Source organism: Pelovirga sp., from assembly GCF_059864205.1.
The window spans coordinates 1-15806 of record NZ_JCBCBS010000091.1 but is presented as its reverse complement, the minus strand read 5'-3'; the positions used below and the strand labels follow the sequence as shown (position 1 = coordinate 15806).

General features: G+C 52.6%; 13 protein-coding genes and 1 pseudogene. 5 read left to right on the top strand and 9 right to left on the bottom strand.

The genetic code is table 11. The annotated features are described in order from the left end of the window. Both AC6F7T_RS06350 and gcvPB read left to right on the top strand, forming a co-directional pair. Positions 1-389: pseudogene (locus tag AC6F7T_RS06350) on the top strand (glycine dehydrogenase); the annotation flags it as partial. Further along, positions 386-1843 (top strand): aminomethyl-transferring glycine dehydrogenase subunit GcvPB, encoded by a 1458-nt coding sequence (gene gcvPB, locus AC6F7T_RS06345; protein WP_500717158.1) that lies wholly within the window; start codon positions 386-388, stop codon positions 1841-1843. The pseudogene AC6F7T_RS06350 and the gene gcvPB, both read left to right, overlap by 4 nt. 141 nt (positions 1844-1984) lie before the next feature. Here gcvPB and AC6F7T_RS06340 read toward each other — a convergent pair whose 3' ends face one another. Both AC6F7T_RS06340 and AC6F7T_RS06335 read right to left on the bottom strand, forming a co-directional pair. After that, complete coding sequence (locus AC6F7T_RS06340; RefSeq protein ID WP_500717157.1) at positions 1985-2218, bottom strand: hypothetical protein; 234 nt, start codon at positions 2216-2218, stop codon at positions 1985-1987. Positions 2219-2324: 106 nt separating this feature from the next. Then, the gene (locus AC6F7T_RS06335) at positions 2325-2945 is read right to left on the bottom strand and encodes a GDSL-type esterase/lipase family protein (protein WP_500717156.1); all 621 of its coding nucleotides are present in this window, start codon (positions 2943-2945) and stop codon (positions 2325-2327) included. Here AC6F7T_RS06335 and AC6F7T_RS06330 point away from each other — a divergent pair. Continuing rightward, positions 2944-3633, top strand: coding sequence for an ATP-binding cassette domain-containing protein (locus tag AC6F7T_RS06330; RefSeq protein ID WP_500717155.1), 690 nt, complete (start codon positions 2944-2946; stop codon positions 3631-3633). The genes AC6F7T_RS06335 and AC6F7T_RS06330 overlap by 2 nt on opposite strands. Continuing rightward, positions 3630-6152: an FtsX-like permease family protein gene (locus AC6F7T_RS06325; RefSeq protein WP_500717154.1), complete on the top strand. Its 2523-nt coding sequence runs from the start codon at positions 3630-3632 to the stop codon at positions 6150-6152. The genes AC6F7T_RS06330 and AC6F7T_RS06325 overlap by 4 nt, the downstream gene beginning before the upstream one ends. Before the next feature lie 309 nt (positions 6153-6461). Here the strand turns inward: AC6F7T_RS06325 and nrfD are convergent, their stop codons facing one another. Genes nrfD through AC6F7T_RS06310 form a run of 3 tightly spaced genes read right to left on the bottom strand, consistent with a single transcriptional unit; the run spans position 6462 to position 9018 of the window. Further along, positions 6462-7769, bottom strand: a complete 1308-nt coding sequence (gene nrfD / locus AC6F7T_RS06320) for an NrfD/PsrC family molybdoenzyme membrane anchor subunit (protein WP_500717153.1) — start codon at positions 7767-7769, stop codon at positions 6462-6464. A 2-nt stretch (positions 7770-7771) separates the two neighbouring features. Continuing rightward, positions 7772-8545, bottom strand: a complete 774-nt coding sequence (locus tag AC6F7T_RS06315; protein WP_500717159.1) for a 4Fe-4S dicluster domain-containing protein — start codon at positions 8543-8545, stop codon at positions 7772-7774. A gap of 2 nt (positions 8546-8547) precedes the next feature. Next, positions 8548-9018 carry a cytochrome c3 family protein gene (locus AC6F7T_RS06310; RefSeq protein ID WP_500717152.1) on the bottom strand — a complete coding sequence of 157 codons (471 nt, stop codon included), beginning with the start codon at positions 9016-9018 and terminating at the stop codon, positions 8548-8550. Between the two features lie 432 nt (positions 9019-9450). Between AC6F7T_RS06310 and AC6F7T_RS06305 the strand changes: the two genes are divergently transcribed. Beyond that, the gene (locus tag AC6F7T_RS06305; RefSeq protein WP_500717151.1) at positions 9451-11238 is read left to right on the top strand and encodes a DUF2339 domain-containing protein; all 1788 of its coding nucleotides are present in this window, start codon (positions 9451-9453) and stop codon (positions 11236-11238) included. 109 nt (positions 11239-11347) lie between these two features. Here AC6F7T_RS06305 and AC6F7T_RS06300 read toward each other — a convergent pair whose 3' ends face one another. The 4 genes from AC6F7T_RS06300 to AC6F7T_RS06285 form a co-directional block, all read right to left on the bottom strand. Continuing rightward, complete coding sequence (locus tag AC6F7T_RS06300; protein WP_500717150.1) at positions 11348-12832, bottom strand: NapC/NirT family cytochrome c; 1485 nt, start codon at positions 12830-12832, stop codon at positions 11348-11350. Positions 12833-13098: 266 nt separating this feature from the next. Then, on the bottom strand, positions 13099-13323 hold the full coding sequence (locus AC6F7T_RS06295) for a hypothetical protein (RefSeq protein WP_500717149.1): 225 nt from the start codon (positions 13321-13323) through the stop codon (positions 13099-13101). An 83-nt stretch (positions 13324-13406) separates the two neighbouring features. After that, on the bottom strand, positions 13407-15260 hold the full coding sequence (locus AC6F7T_RS06290) for a cytochrome c3 family protein (protein WP_500717148.1): 1854 nt from the start codon (positions 15258-15260) through the stop codon (positions 13407-13409). Between the two features lie 351 nt (positions 15261-15611). Next, positions 15612-15806, bottom strand: a 195-nt coding sequence (locus AC6F7T_RS06285; protein WP_500717147.1) for an ATP synthase subunit C-like protein, incomplete at its 5' end; no start/stop codon positions are given.

Sequence of the window (15806 nt, the reverse complement as noted above, 5' to 3'; positions counted from 1 at the left end):
GCGAAAAGGCCACTTCCAACATCTGTTCCAATCAGGGGATGTGTGCCTTGATGGTTTCCATCTACCTGGCGCTGCACGGCAAACAGGGGCTACGCCAGCTGGCTGAAATCAATTATGCCCGTGCCGCCTGGCTGAGCGAGCAAATTGCGCAACTTGACGGTTTTGCCCTGCCTTTTAATACACCGGTATTCAATGAGTTTGTGGTGACTTGCACCGAGCCGGTTGCCGATCTCAAAAAACGCCTGGAGCAACAGAAGATTCTTGCCGGCGTGGCCATCGGCCGCGATTACCCAGGTCTTGAGTCCGGCCTGCTGATCTGTGTTACTGAACAGAACAGCAGACAACAGATGGAACAACTGGTAGCAGCCCTGGCCGGAGGTAACCAATGATATCAACCGATTCCCGTGGTCTGATGCTTGACGAGCCCCTGTTGTTCGAGCAGTCCCAGCCGGGACGCATTGGCTACAGTCTACCTGATGCTGATGTGCCGCCGGCCTTGCCCGACATCGAACTACTGCGTGATGAGATCACTGACTTTCCCGAACTGTCGGAAGTTGATGTCATCCGCCATTACACGCGTCTTTCAACCTGGAATTACGGCGTCGACAGCGGCTTCTATCCATTAGGCAGCTGCACCATGAAGTACAACCCCAAGGTCAACGAGGTGGCGGCGCGCCTGCCCGGCTTCGCCGAGATTCACCCGCAGACGCCGGAAGCTCTCAATCAAGGGGCGCTGGAGCTGATGTATCGGCTCGAACAGGCGCTGGCTGAAGTCTCCGGCTTTCCCGCCATCTGTCTGCAACCTGCGGCCGGTGCGCAAGGGGAACTGGCCGGCATGCTGATGATCCGCGCCTGGCATGAGGCGCATGGCAGCAAGCGCACCAAGGTCATCATTCCCGATACCGCCCACGGCACCAACCCGGCCACCGCTGCTCTCTGCGGTTACGAGGTCGTGCCGGTAACTTCCACCGGCATCCTTAGCCTCGACGCTGTCGCCGCCGTCATGTCCGACGAGGTTGCCGCCCTGATGATCACCAACCCCAATACCCTGGGGCTGTTTGAAGCTAACATCCGGTCCATTTGTGAGCTGGTTCATGAACAGGGGGGGTTGGTCTATTGTGACGGGGCCAACCTCAACGCCCTGATGGGAATCAGCCGCCCCGGTGATCTGGGGATCGATGTCATGCATTTCAACCTGCACAAAACCTTTTCCACCCCCCATGGTGGCGGTGGACCCGGCGCCGGGCCGGTTGGTGTTGCCGAGAAACTGATCCCGTTTTTGCCGCTACCGGTGATTACGAAGGAAGGGGACAGCTACCATTTTGACTATGAACGCCCGCAGTCAATTGGGCGGGTCAAGTCATTCTACGGTCATTTCGGTATTCTGGTGCGCGCCTACAGCTATATTCTCGCCATGGGTGGTGACGGATTGAAAAAGGCCACGGAGTTGGCGGTGCTGAACGCTAACTATATCCGCGCCCGACTCGAAGGGGTGTACGCCCTGCCCTATAAAGAGCGCTCACTGCATGAGGTGGTATTTTCCGAAGAGAAGTTGGGGGGTGGCTGCCATACCCTCGATGTTGCCAAACGCCTGATCGACTACGGCTTTCATCCGCCGACCATTTATTTCCCTCTGGTGGTAACCGGCGCGTTGATGATCGAACCGACGGAAACCGAAAGCAAACAGATGATTGATGATTTCTGTGACGCGATGCTCGCCATTGCCGCCGAAGCCAAGCAGGATCCGGACAAACTGAAAAACGCCCCAAGTCGTGCCCGTAGGCGCCGGCTAGATGAAGCCACGGCTGCGCGCAAACCACGCTTGCGCTGGCAGCCACATTAGTGTCCACGGAAAACACGGAAATCACTGAAAAACCAAACAAAACCTTGAAGAGGCACCACCTGGCTTTTTGGTGAATGACTGTTTTTCTAACATGAAGCTTTTCTTCCGTGTTTTTCCGTGTTTTCCGTGGACTAAAAACGATCAGTTCGGCTTGGTCCCCTCAACCACCATCTCGGATTGCTTGGCCTTGATCTGCTCTTCGAGCTGCTGCAGGGCGTTGGCCAAACCGTTGACAAAACTCGGTGCCGATGCCGCCGGGACAATCAAAGTCGCCACCTCAACCGGCTCATTGTCGGGACCGTTCTGCGCCAGTTTGACCCGCAGGTTGCCGTTGGACAGGGATACGCTGGTAAAGCCGTCGGTAAAAATATGCATGGAAAGTCTCCTGAGTAATCGTCATTATAATGGTGGTAAATAATCAGCACCTGAAAATTGACAGTCATGCCGACCTCTGTCAACTGAAACCTACAATCTGGACGAATCAGAGCGACGACAGTTCTTCCACCACCAGCGGCAAGATCCCCTCCACCATCACTTGCACCCCTGCCTCATTAGGATGTATCCCATCGGCAAGATTCAGTTCCGGCTTGCCTGCCACCCCTTCCAGGAAAAAAGGATAGAGGGGCACGTCGAATTCCTGCGCCAATTCCGGATAGATTTTATCAAAACTGTTATAATAATTTTCGCCCATGTTGCGCGGGGCGAGCATGCCGGCAAGTAACAGGCTGATCTGTCGCTGCTTGAGGCGCTCAATAATGGCGGCGAGGTTGGTTCGAGTCTGGTCGGGATTCAAGCCGCGCAAGGCGTCGTTGGCTCCCAGGGCAAGGACGACCAGATCGGGATTATCGGTCAGACTCCATTCGAGACGGGCAGCGCCACCGGCACTGGTGTCGCCGGAGATACCGGCATTGATAACGCGCACCTGATGACCTTGTTCAATAAGTGCCCGTTCAAGTTGAGCCGGAAAGGCCTCACTTTCCGCCAGGCCATAACCGGCCGTCAGGCTGTCACCCAGCACCAGGATGGTCATGGGCGCAGCCGCTGTCAGGGTCAGAGGTACAGCTAAAAAGAGCAGCAATAACCAGCAAACAGGAGTTTTCATGCCTGATCCTATCATTGAAATAAACGATCTTCATTTAAGTCTAGTCGGTGGTGCCGGGCCGGTCAAGATCCTGCGCGGTATCGACCTGCGCGTGGAGAGCGGAGAAACCGTCAGTGTTGTTGGCCCGTCCGGGGCCGGCAAAACTACCTTGCTGATGGCCCTGGCCGGGCTGGAACCAGCCACCAGCGGCACCATCAGGGTCGCCGGCACGACCCTCAATGGCCTCGACGAAGATGCTCTGGCGCGTTTTCGCCGTGCTCACATTGGCATTGTTTTTCAATCCTTTCACCTGATCCCGACCATGACGGCGCTGGAGAATGTCGCCCTGCCGCTGGAATTTTCCGGTGACGATACGGCGCTGGAGCGTGCAGCGGCAGCATTGACAGCCACCGGACTGGCGCAGCGCAGCGGCCATTTTCCTGGTGAGCTGTCGGGCGGAGAGCAACAGCGTGTCGCTCTGGCGCGCGCTTTTGTTACCGAACCGGCGTTGATTCTCGCTGATGAGCCAACCGGCAACCTCGACCGCAATACTGGTCTGATGGTGATGGACCTGCTTTTTTCTTTGCAACAGGAAAAAGGGACATCCCTGATACTGATCACCCATGATACAACCCTGGCCCAGCGCTGCCAACGCACCATCCGCATTGCCGACGGTCGGCTTGTCCCTGATGGAGACAACCCCTCATGATGGATTTGCTGACGCAATCACTACGGCTGATGCGGCGGGAACTGCGTCACGGTTTACGAGGTTTCGGGGTCTTTGCCACCTGCCTGTTCCTCGGGGTGTTTGCTGTCGCCGCCATCGGTAATTTCAGTGCCGCCGCCCGTTCAGGCCTGCTCGATGATGCCGGTGCCCTGCTGGGCGGTGATCTGGAACTGCGCCTCGCCCATCGCCCGGCTGATGATGAACAACTTGAATTTTTGCAACAGAACGCAGTTGTTTCCAGCACCCTGCAACTGCGCACCATGGCTCTGGCGGTTGGGTCAGAACAGCGACGACTGGTTGAACTCAAGGCCGTCGATGATCTCTACCCCCTCTATGGCCGGCTCCTCCTCGATCCCCCGCAACGCCTTGAGCAGGCCTTTGCCGAACGCGATGATCTGCCCGGCGCCCTGGTTGAATCGTCTTTCCTTGATCGCCTTAACCTGGCTGTCGGCGACCTCATTCAGCTCGGTTCAACCCAATTTCAGATCCGCGGCCGGCTGATCAACGAACCAGATCGCAGCTTTGGTGCCTTTACCCTCGGACCGAGAATCATGATTGACCAGGCCCGACTGATGCCAACCGGGTTGGTGCAACCGGGCAGCCTGGTTGATTATAACTATCGTTTAAAACTTGCTGACCGGGAACTGGTAGACGAATTCCGCCGTGAACTGGAGGCCCGCTTTCCCGACGCCGGCTGGCGCATCCGTACCTGGCGCCAGGCAACGCCGCGCATCAGTGATTTTCTCGATCGCATGGAAACCAACCTGACGCTGCTGGGGCTCTGTGCCCTGTTGCTGGGCGGGCTCGGGGTGACCGGCGCGGTGCGTGGCTACCTTGGCGGGAAGGTCAGCCACATTGCCACGATGAAATCCCTGGGCGCATCCCGGAAGCTGATTTTTACCACTTATCTGGCACAGATTCTCTTTCTCGGCGCTATCGCCACCCTTGCCGGGCTTATCTGCGGGGCAGCTATTCCCTGGCTGCTCAGCAGTCTATTGGGCAGTAACCTGCCCTTCCCCGTGACGGTGGCGATTTTCCCCAGAGTGTGGGTCATTGTTGCCATTTTTGGCCTGCTGACGGCACTGCTGTTTTCCCTTAAGGAGCTGGGGTCGGCCTGTCGCATCCCACCGGCCCTGTTGTTTCGCGGCTACGTTGAAACGCGTAAAAAAACCAGCGGCACCGGGGTGCGGGTTGCCATGACCATCACCGCTGCCCTGCTCATCGCCGTTGCCCTGTTCAGTAGCGCCGATCAGCGCCTGGCCTTGTGGTTTATCAGCGGTGCTGCCGGGTGTTTTGTGTTGTTTCATCTGCTCGCTGCACTGGTCATCAAGCTGACGCGGATGGTTCCCCGACCCTCACAGCCGCTGCTGCGATTGGCCCTGACCAGCCTGAAAAGTCCCGGTTCACCGGCGAGCAATATCGTTTTCTCCCTGGGGATCGGCCTGACCGTACTGGTGCTGATTGTGCAGATTCAGGGAAACCTCAACAGCCTGGTGACCACCACCCTGCCGGAAAAGGCGCCGACCTTCTTCTTTTTTGACTTGCAACCGCAGCAAATTGAGCCGTTTAACGCAATGCTTGCTGACTACTCCCAGGATGTCACCTTTGATGCATCACCAACCCTGCGTGGACGCATTACCGCCATTGCCGGGGTCCCGATAACAGAACGAACCATTGATCCGTCAGTGCGCTGGGCGATTCGTGGTGACCGCTTTTTCAGCTATGCTGCCGCCATGCCCGCCGGTACCCGGATCACCGCCGGCGACTGGTGGTCGGACGATTATCAGGGACCACCGCTGCTCTCCATCACCAGCGATCTGGCCGCAGGGTTCGGCGTCGGCATTGGCGACACTATCAGCGTCAGTGTCCTCGGTCGCACCATCACTGCGGAAATTGCCAATCTGCGCAGCGTTGACTGGTCAACACTGGAACTCAATTTCGCCCTGATCTTCGCGCCGGGCACCCTCGAACAGGCACCCCACAGCTTTCTCGCGGCAGCCCATCTGCCGGCGGAGCAGGAAGAGGAACTCTATCGCCGGATCACCGCCGCCTTCCCCAACGTATCTGCGGTTTCGGTACGCGAAATCCTCGCCAATGTCGCGCGTAACCTTGAACATATCGGCTGGGCCTTCAAAGGGATGGCGGCAATTACCCTGCTGACCGGATTTCTGGTGCTGATCGGTGCCATCTCTGCCGATCAACATCGCCGCATCCGTGATGCTGTCATCTACAAGGTGTGCGGGTCCACCCGCCAGGACATTATGCGGGTCTTTGCTGCCGAATTTCTGCTGCTTGGACTTATTACCGGCGGAGTCAGTCTGTTCATCGGCACCCTGGCGGCCTTTGCCATTCTCGAGGGTCCACTGAACAGTGATTTTCAGCTGCAGGGCGTTGCGGTGCTGTTTACCCTGTTAACGGGAATTGCCCTGACCATGATCCTGGGGTTGCTCGGCACCTGGAAAGCCCTGGGGCAAAAAGCTTCTACCTATCTGCGTCGCTGACTTAACTATGGATTCTACGACTGTGCTTTGCCTAAGCGCAGAATAACTGAAGGATTCTGTTCCTAACGATTGTGACTCTATTGTCCTGGGCGTAGCCGCAGGTTCCAGATTGGCAGCTGGTCGTAGCTGGGAAGGCGGGACAGACTCTCAATGTTCCGGGTCGTTTTCACATTGTGAGCCATATGAACAAGGCCATTGATAAAACACGGACGATCAAATTGCAGGATCTATATCACTCCTGGTATTTTGCCGGAATCGGTGGTCACCCGCGACTTTTGCGGGTGACCTATATTCCCCGATATTCCTTTGTTAGTGAGTTGCGGATTTGTCCTCCATAAAAGCTGGAAAAATCATATTTAGAAAATAAAAAATGACAAAGGGAGAAATAACCACCAAAAGTGCCCCCATGAGCCCTTCCTTGAAGGTTTCAATACTGTTGGGAATAATCGGCAGACTATAATGCATGAACCCATTAAAGGTGAGTGAAAACGCCTGACCACCGATCACGACATTCCAACGCATCATGAACACCCCTAACAAGACCAACAATGATGCGGTAACGGCACGACGAACGGTAATGCGCGGCAAGAGCAGCAGGATGAAAGGAATAACATTTCCAAGCAGCCCCTGCATAATAAAAATCTGTGTAAAATCATGGACGTAAATGACCTGACGCAAAGCATCCCAGGATTTCACCGCAGTGTATCCGCGGAAGATCATGTCAAGCACTTCAAGAGTCAGTGCCAGCGTCATAAAAATAAGCAGGTATTTAGAAGTCATTTTAACTTCATGATCCTGCATGCTGTTCAGTTCCTCATAGCTAAATTCAGAGCGGTCATGACCAATGGTTTCAGGCAAAAAGAAGTTCCATCCGCCTTTTGCCGCCCGTTTCCGTATTTCCATAAACACGTAATAGCTCACGATACAAAGAGCTATACCCGAAACCACGGCGGAGAAGATGAAAATCACCGGCATCAATGGTGTCATCCACAGGGCGTTGGCCTTGACCGAACCAAAGATAAAACCGGCATAACCGTGCAAAAAACACGCGACCGGGATCCCCAGTCCGGCAAGAAACTTGACCGCCTTGTGATCGGATTCAAGCGCTTCCTTGGAGACATCCATCGCTCCCAGCGAAATAACCCGATAAACCTGTAATAAAAGGCTTTGATATACGGTGCGACTGTTCTTTGCTGAAAGACGGACAACCGAATCAACAATGAACTTGCGATAGACAAACCAGATCTCAGCGGCAACAATGCAGGCATAGGTCATGAAAACAATGCCGAAGGCGGAAATGGCCGAAGTAAAATGTGGCGTCATCAGAACGTGAATGCCCCGGAACGGCTGGGTCAGATGTAACAACAGCGGCAACATCGCAACCGGTAGCAGAGCGAAAGAAAAAACCAGCGCGAAACGGGCAATCTGCTTGAGTTTCTCAACGCCGAAAACATGATATAACGAAGACAAAACAAAGGCGCCGGCAACCAGTCCGGTCATATAGGGATACATGACAATCTGGATCGACCAATAAACGTACTCATTAGGCAAAACAAAAAGATCTTTTACCGTCCAGGCTTCTCCATGGACAACCATCGCCGCTATCTGTTCAACCATGACTAGTGTACCTCCTTGCTCAGCCCGAGGTAAAACACCTGTGGCTTGGTTCCATATTCATCGCGCAACACCCCGACTCGATCACGCAACACAGTCATTGCTACCGGATCCTTGGGATCACGCAGGTTGCCTATTTTGCGCGCGCCGAAGGGGCACGCCTGAGCGCAGGCAGTGTTGCCACCCTTGGAGATGCGGTGATAACAGAAGTTGCATTTGTCCGCCACATGCGCCACAGGATGAAAAAAGCGAACGCCGTAAGGACATCCCATAACGCAGTAGCCACAACCGATACACCATTTTCGATCGATTAGTACGACCCCGTCAGCAGTCTGGTAGGTTGCTCCGACCGGACAAACCTGAACACAAGCCGGGGATTCACATTGATTACAGAGTTTAGGCACAAAAAAAGCCTGGGCAATATCTTCATCTCTTACCTCGGCTATACCCGAAACGTTCTGATCGATCCCTTTCTTGGTAAACCCGTTCAGCGCGCCTTTCGGTGAATCAGCCAGCACCTCGCCGTCTTTTTTAAGCACGTAACGTTCAACCCAGGTCCGGGTCACATTGGCTTCGATTGGAATATCGTTTTCGATTTTGCAGGCTTTGACGCAGAGCCCGCAACCAACACACTTGTGAGTATCAACGAGAAAACCCCAGCGCAATTCCGGGCGTTGAGCCAGCAGCTCTTTTGGATCAAGCATTACTAGCGCCGATGACGACAGGGCTGCTCCGGTGACGAACACTGCGGTCTGTTTGATAAAGTCACGCCTCTTCATCATCACATCTCCTCGAGGCTGGGATTGTGGGGGTTATGACAGGCACTGCATTCAATTCCGACATTGTGCTCTGACGGGTTGATCCCAGGAATAGCGTTACGTCCGCTTGAAGGTGTGTAGAGTTGACTGTGACAACGCAGACACAGTTCACGGGAACGATCTATAGGCAGTTTTTCAGGATTTTCAGGATGATCAAACGCAGCGCCATGACAATTCTCGCACTGGATCAGCGCGTGCTGAGCCACCGTAAACACCTCGGCCACGTCATAGTGGCAATCCTGGCAGTAACTGCTACCCCGGTATTTAGCCGGGAAATCCTTCCATTCCTGCTCATTACTCAATCGATGAAAACCAAAGGTGTACCCACGCTCCTGAACCCCAAAATCTTCCGGCACGTAAAAAGCCCGAAATAAGAGAATCAGAACAACAATGGCCGCCACAACATAAAGTGGCCTCCAGACATGGCTTTTCACAACAAACCTCCTCATCCAAGACAAGATAAAACAATATTTTGCAATATTAAGCCCTTGTTTTTTTTTGTCAAGATTTCTTTTAGATAAAATATATCCCGCATAATTATTTATATATATTAGTACTTTAAGACGTTATATCGACATTTTTTCCCTCACCCATTATTTTGGTTTTTGAGAAGCCTTTTCAATAATAAATAATTATGGAAATCAGCTAAAAACTCGTCTATAAATAACTGCGTTCTATTTTTATCCCGTTAACGCCCGGAAGCTTCCAGGGTCAATCGGCAATTTTGGCAGGGCCAAGAGATTCAAGCAATTAAAAGCAAAAGTAGCACAATACGCCGCACATGCAACAGCTCAGCTTAACGCAAAAATTATCGAAAAAGGCCAACCGTACGCGAACCATCTTAATATTGGTGTGAGGATTCATACATGACCCAAAATCAAGTCAGTCTTACTGAACGAGTAGAAGAACTGATCCAACAGGTTGCTATTCTTAACGACCGAGTCGGACGGATGGAAAAGCAGATACAACCATTTGAGCAGCCGATCCAACAGGCTACGGATCCTGTCATAAAATCTGCGAAACCAACCAACATCCCTCCCTTGAATGAAGAAAAATCGCTGTTACTCAGTGGCAGCACCCTGCTCAAACACGTGTCGGCAGCATCATTTCTGCTGGTCATCGGTCTTGGCTTGCGCACCCTGTCCGACGGCGGCATGTTTGGCCAATTGGCGGGCACCATTCTGGGCCTGGGTTATGCTGCCACACTCATTGCCTGCGGTTCTATCTTTTACCACAAAAAGAATACCATGGCGCCCCTGTTCACCGTCATTGGTGCTCTTTTAATGTTCAGCATCCTGCTGGAAACCCATACCCGCTTTTCCACTTTGCCGGCAGAAGCTGTTTACCTGATGCTGGCCGTCACCGGCATGGCCCTGGCCATGATCAGCTTCTACTACAAAGCCGCCCTGCCCATCATTATCGGCACCCTTGGGATGTGCCTGACCGCGGTAGCCATTGATTACCCTAACCCGATTTTCCCCTACCTGGGACTGATGCTGTGGCTGTCCAATATCCTTGGTTTCTTCGCTTCCCGGATCAAGCGCTGCTCCTGGCTACGCTGGTTGCTGATGCTGACGACCCATTTCATGCTCCAGATCTGGGGTCTTAAAATCAGTGGCGTGCTCAGTGGCACAGCGACGCAGCAACATATCAGTGCAGGCTGGTTTGTTCCCATTGTCACCCTGATCGGCTTCACCTTCGTGCTGATTTCCCTGTTTGGCATTATCCGCAGTGGCGACGAAAAAATATCCAAATTCGACTACAGTCTGCCTGCCATCAATGCTGCCTGGTGTTACGTCGCGGGAATCTACGCGCTCAAGAGTCCGGAATTGTTCGGCGTACCTGCTGCCATTGCTGCCGGATTCCACTTCGCTCTGGTGTTCTGGCTGGCCCAGCGCAAGCGCGTCAATGCACCCGGAACCAATACCTTTACCGCCGGCGGGGTGATTCTGGCGGGACTGTCCCTGCCGGCTCTGATGGGCGGAATGTTGCTACCCCTGCCGTTTTTATCGCTCCTTGCCCTTGGCATCTGCATCTGCTCCAACATCTGGAGCAGTGGCGGCATGCGCATCACCTCCTATGTTTTACAGGGCTATATCCTTGTGATCATCGCCATGGAGGCCCTTGCCAACCTCACCGTTGCTCCGGTACCCTTAATGAGCATTGCGCTGATCAGCGCTTACCTGGCGATCCACCACTACAGCTATTGCCGTCAGAATCCGCCGCCGGCTGAATCAGTCGCCTTCTCCCGCTACGACACCCACGACCGCAGTGCGGCCTTGCCGCTGCTTAGTGGCCTGTCCATCGCACTGATCGCAGCCTCGGCCCTGGGCTATTTCATCTTGAGTCGCAATTATAGCGGAGAGCTTAACGTTGCCTTTACCGGCCTGGTCTCCCTGCTGATTAATGGTACCGCGATTGTGCTCATGTCCCTTGCTGCCTACCGTAACAACCGGGAACTGCGTAACCTGTCTTGTCTCATCATGGTCATGGGGGGGGCCAAGGTTTTCGTCTATGACATGCTGCAGATCAGCGGTCCCTGGCTGGTCGTTGGACTGCTTGCCTTCGGCATTGCCGCGGCCCTGCAGTCCCTGATTCTGGCTCGCTGGAAGGACCGCAAGGAGCCGGATAAGGAACATCTGACACCAGCCTAGACCTGTGGTGCCAGCTGGCATGTCAGCCACTACCAAACAAAAAGCCCCGCAGTAATGCGGGGCTTTTTGTTTGGTGCTTGATTACCTGGCGGTTTGTCGATCCTGTTCCTCAGTTCATCCCGAGGAGTTGTTTCAGGATCGCGGGCTTGTGCTCTTCTTCGGCCAGCACCGTATGACACGTATCACAGTCCATGGCGATCAACTCACCGGTTGCTGCTTCGTGCTGGTAATTATGACAACGAAAACAGCCATCGTGGCTCATCCAGTTGGCGTAAGTATTCCACTGGATCTGCATCTCCGGAAATACATTTTCAACGTAGGCGGCCTGTGTTCCGGCAATCGCTTGATCAACCAGATATTGTTTCTCGCTATAAAGCTCCGGATAGTTATTCCGGTAAAAGGTACGCAGTTCACTGGCAATGGCAGTTCGTGCTGCATCGTGAGATGGATACTCAACAGCTACAACGGCCTTGGCCTGCCGTTTAACGTAGGGAAGCTCCTGGGGAATGTCACGAGTGAGAATTTTTTTATCAAGGGCTTCATCAGCACCAAGGTAGACATGGCTTGGTCGGTTGTGACAATCGATACAATCCATAACCCGTTCCTGCAGATGAGTCGCATTAGCGATCTGTTCTTCAGCATCGCTGTCGCGATAAACAAGCACGCCGCTGTCTGCTTTCCTTTGCATGACTTCCGGTATGATACTGCGTTCCCAATCGGCAGCTACATAAGTAATTTCGTTGCCCGGATCCACATGCCAGTGAATGCCATGGGACTCTGACGCCTGATCACCGGCACTGCCAATCTTCATCAGCAACACGGTCTGGACATGAGTATTGGCCTCATCCTCCAAAAACTTGTCCTTGATGCGCAAACGATCGCCGTGGAACATTTCCGGACGATGGCACTCCATACAGGTACCACTGGCCGGACGCAATCCGTGAACCGGAGTTGCGATGGGACGGGCAAAGGTATCAGCAACTACAGCATAGAGCTGGCGCACGCCGGAGATCTTTGATTTAGCCACCCACTTGGCGCCGCTGCCGATGTGACAATCGACACAGGCAACACGGGAGTGAGCAGAATTCTGATAAGCGGTATATTCAGGCGTCATGGGCACATGACAGAACTCGCCACAGAACGCATTGGATTCCATATAGTGATAACCGCTATAGGCAAGAACACCGACGACAAACAGGTTAATACAGGTCAAAAATACCCCGATAAAAATCATCTTGCGCAAACGATCGAAGCCTGAATCGTCGGCCAGCTTATCCCGAAAATAGGCCAGGGTAAAAAGACGAACCTCTTCTTTCCCCTTGGAAAAAAACAAGCCGATAAATATCAGCACCAGCCCACCGATAAATCCCGGACCAAGCACCATATAAACCAGGCCGGCAAAATAGGTATTGGGAATGCCGAATGCCAGGTCGTAAAGTACAGCTCCGACCAGAAACGGAAAGATCACCGTTACGGCCATAGCGCCGACTAGCGATACTCTACTTTTCGCAATTCCTTTGAAAAAAGTTTTGGGGATATCTGCCAAACTGGTTGACGTGACACCCGTGTCATTCTTTTTCTGATTGTCTTCCATTCGTTTTCCTCCTGCGGGTGGGACATTATTGGTCGAACATTATTGCTGCTCGAGCGGCACATTGAGATGGTGAATTTGCTCTTCTACCAGGATATGTTCAAAAAAGTGCCGATTCACTAGCACTTTGCTTGCTATTTGTCAATGCCCTCGGCCGCCCTGATTCATAAAAAATCAACGTGCAACCCGCTGAAAAAACTCAGACAAGAGTCCTTGGAGCTAAAAAATTTTAATCTTGCCGGCCAATTTATCAAGGCGCCTAACAAATGCTAGATCTTGAAACGGTTTCTCACAATCCGCATCACCAGGACCCCCAGAATCGTTAGTACCAGCCCGACACAGATCATCAGGTAGCCGATGCCGTAGGCATCACCCCAGCCCCAGAGATCTTTCCCCTTCATCAGGATCACAATGCCGACGCCGACAAAGGTCGTCAAACCGCCAACGATGTAAACACCAAGAGAGAAAATCGACAGAATTAAATCTTTTTGCATATTGTTCATTGTTAATGATCTCTACAAACAATTCGGGGCCACCAGCCGGCAGCCCCGAATATTCAGCTAAAAATTGCGGCCAATTAATGCGTATGGCCACCCAGGAGGAAGGCATAGATCATCAATACCAGCAACCCAAGACCAATAAACAAGGCGAGGAAACCAAAGGTTTTAATGATGAAATCATAAGCGATACCACTGGGTTTTTCTTTAATGTACTGATCGAGAATACCTGCTTCTTCATAACGCTGCCACTGGTCAGCACGTTCCTCGATGAACTCTTCTTTACTCAACTCGCCATTAAAGATAACGAAGTCCATGGGGAACTTCTCCGGACGTCCATGGGTATTGAAGAAGTGGACGGTAAAGATGAAGCCGGTTGCCAGCAACGCCTCATCCGAATGGATGATGGTGGCCACATTGAGCGACCAACCGGGCAGGAAGGCGGCAAAGAACTCCGGGAACCAGAGCATCAAACCTGAACCACCGATAGCAAACATACCCCAAAAGACCGCGATAAAGTCAAACTTCTCCCAGTAGGTCCAGCGCTCAAAGGTCGGCTTGGGACCAAGGAACAAAAACCAGCGCACCATTGCCGTAACGTCGCGAATATCACGCAGGTTGGGACACAGGGATTCGGGGCCGAACAGGCGCTGGAAGAATTCAGCCGGATATTCCAGTTTGTAGAACAGGAACTTGGCACTCATAAAGAGAGCAACACCAAAGTAGACAAATGTGATCACCGCACCGAGACGATGCAAATCAGCTGCCATCGGGGCTCCACCAAAAAAACCCATCAACACCTTGGCCCATTCCTGGTCGGCAAACTTCAGGGGAATACCCGTCATCGACAACAGCAGAAAGCTGATAATAACCAGTAAATGCAGGAAAATGTGGGTTTTGGTGAAACGCCGGTAAACCTTATGGGCATCGGGGATCACATGGAAGTGACCCGCTATCATGGCACGATGTTTCTGGCGGTTATCAACAAATCCACGGAACAACCAGAACAAAGAGTGTACCCAGAACACCCCAAAGGTGGATACCAGCAAGGTGGTCATACTGACAAAGGTCCACCACAAAATCGGATAGTTTTCACGATCCGTCATATCGCCGTGAGAATAAAATTTAACGAACTGCGCCGACGAGTTAGAGTGACAGGCGCCGCAGGTACCAATCAGATTCTCAGGATACAGGGTAGAACGTGGATCATTATGAGGGAAGATGGCATGAGAGGTATGGCAGTTTGCACAACCGGCTACCTCATCAGGATAACCAAGACGATAATTCTTGCCGTGATAACTGCTTAAATAGGAGCTTACCGCAACGGTCATGACGTTGTTGCGCTCCATCATCTGGCGATCAGCGTGGCACTTCATGCAGGCATCGGTGTGAAACTCCCAATGGCCCGGATCACCCGGCTGCCCAATTTCGCTGATCGCATGCAGGTTGTGACAATCGAGACAAGCGGCTGAGTCCATATTTCCGGCCATGACTGCCTGACCGTGGCTCGATTCCTGCCATACTTCATTGGTATCAAAGTGACATTCAGCACACTTGGCCGAAGCGATATTTTTGTCACCCGCCCAAGGCCGGTGGGTGTGAATATCCCAATGGCAACTTGAGCAATCGATTCCTGACAGCATATGGACACTGGCATAGTGTTCCGCCGTCTCGACCTTATGACAGCGCACGCACATGGGTGGTTGCGGGGTAATCTCGCCACTCATGTGACCTTCAACATCAACCAGATCAACGTGACAGGCGACACAACCGTTGGGACCATGAACCGATGTCGCAAAGCCGTCAGCTGAGACAACATCGCTGTGGCACATCAGACAGGTTTCAGGTGAAGTCACCAGAGTGGGCTCAGCCAGCGCCTGCGAACTGGATAACATTGTCAGCAGCAACACCAACAGGAAGACAAGATTATGCATCGAAACTCTCCTTGGATAATTATCAGAACCACATTGACAAACAACGGCAAATGCATCCAGGGCAAGACGGAGGAGATAGAAAAATCTTTCCACTCCCCGGTGGCAGTCTTGCACTAGCCACAACACACGCTAATGTACATTTATAACATACAGGGCAAAGACTACTCTGAACTTGAAAAGAAGGCAACAAAAACCCTTCTTATTTACCGTCAAAAGAAGCTAATACTCTGATATATATATAAGTTTAAACATTTATCTATTCAAGACACTGTATACAATATACAAAAAAGGCGACCCTCGCATGAGAATCGCCTTTTTAGATTATTCTGTGTGTTGCTAGTGCTTAGTGCATTAAGCGCCCATACCGGCACGCAGCAATTCAACCACCGTGTCAGTAAAGGGGTTGGCGTAGAGGGCAATAATACAGATAACGAAAACGTAAATTGCCAGGGACTCGATCAGGGCCAGACCGACCATCATATTGGTCAGGATCTTACCGGATGCGCCGGGATTGCGGGCAACACCTTCACAAGCCTTGCTGATCGC

Bases quoted from the DNA above. Each gene is read 5' to 3' on its own strand.
- gcvPB (WP_500717158.1), top strand. From the start codon at position 386: ATGATATCAACCGATTCCCGTGGTCTGATGCTTGACGAGCCCCTGTTG.
- AC6F7T_RS06300 (WP_500717150.1), bottom strand. From the start codon at position 12,832: ATGGAAGACAATCAGAAAAAGAATGACACGGGTGTCACGTCAACCAGT.
- AC6F7T_RS06295 (WP_500717149.1), bottom strand. From the start codon at position 13,323: ATGCAAAAAGATTTAATTCTGTCGATTTTCTCTCTTGGTGTTTACATC.
- AC6F7T_RS06325 (WP_500717154.1), top strand. From the start codon at position 3,630: ATGATGGATTTGCTGACGCAATCACTACGGCTGATGCGGCGGGAACTG.
- AC6F7T_RS06335 (WP_500717156.1), bottom strand. From the start codon at position 2,945: ATGAAAACTCCTGTTTGCTGGTTATTGCTGCTCTTTTTAGCTGTACCT.
- AC6F7T_RS06315 (WP_500717159.1), bottom strand. From the start codon at position 8,545: ATGAAGAGGCGTGACTTTATCAAACAGACCGCAGTGTTCGTCACCGGA.
- AC6F7T_RS06305 (WP_500717151.1), top strand. From the start codon at position 9,451: ATGACCCAAAATCAAGTCAGTCTTACTGAACGAGTAGAAGAACTGATC.
- AC6F7T_RS06290 (WP_500717148.1), bottom strand. From the start codon at position 15,260: ATGCATAATCTTGTCTTCCTGTTGGTGTTGCTGCTGACAATGTTATCC.
- nrfD (WP_500717153.1), bottom strand. From the start codon at position 7,769: ATGGTTGAACAGATAGCGGCGATGGTTGTCCATGGAGAAGCCTGGACG.
- AC6F7T_RS06330 (WP_500717155.1), top strand. From the start codon at position 2,944: ATGCCTGATCCTATCATTGAAATAAACGATCTTCATTTAAGTCTAGTC.
- AC6F7T_RS06340 (WP_500717157.1), bottom strand. From the start codon at position 2,218: ATGCATATTTTTACCGACGGCTTTACCAGCGTATCCCTGTCCAACGGC.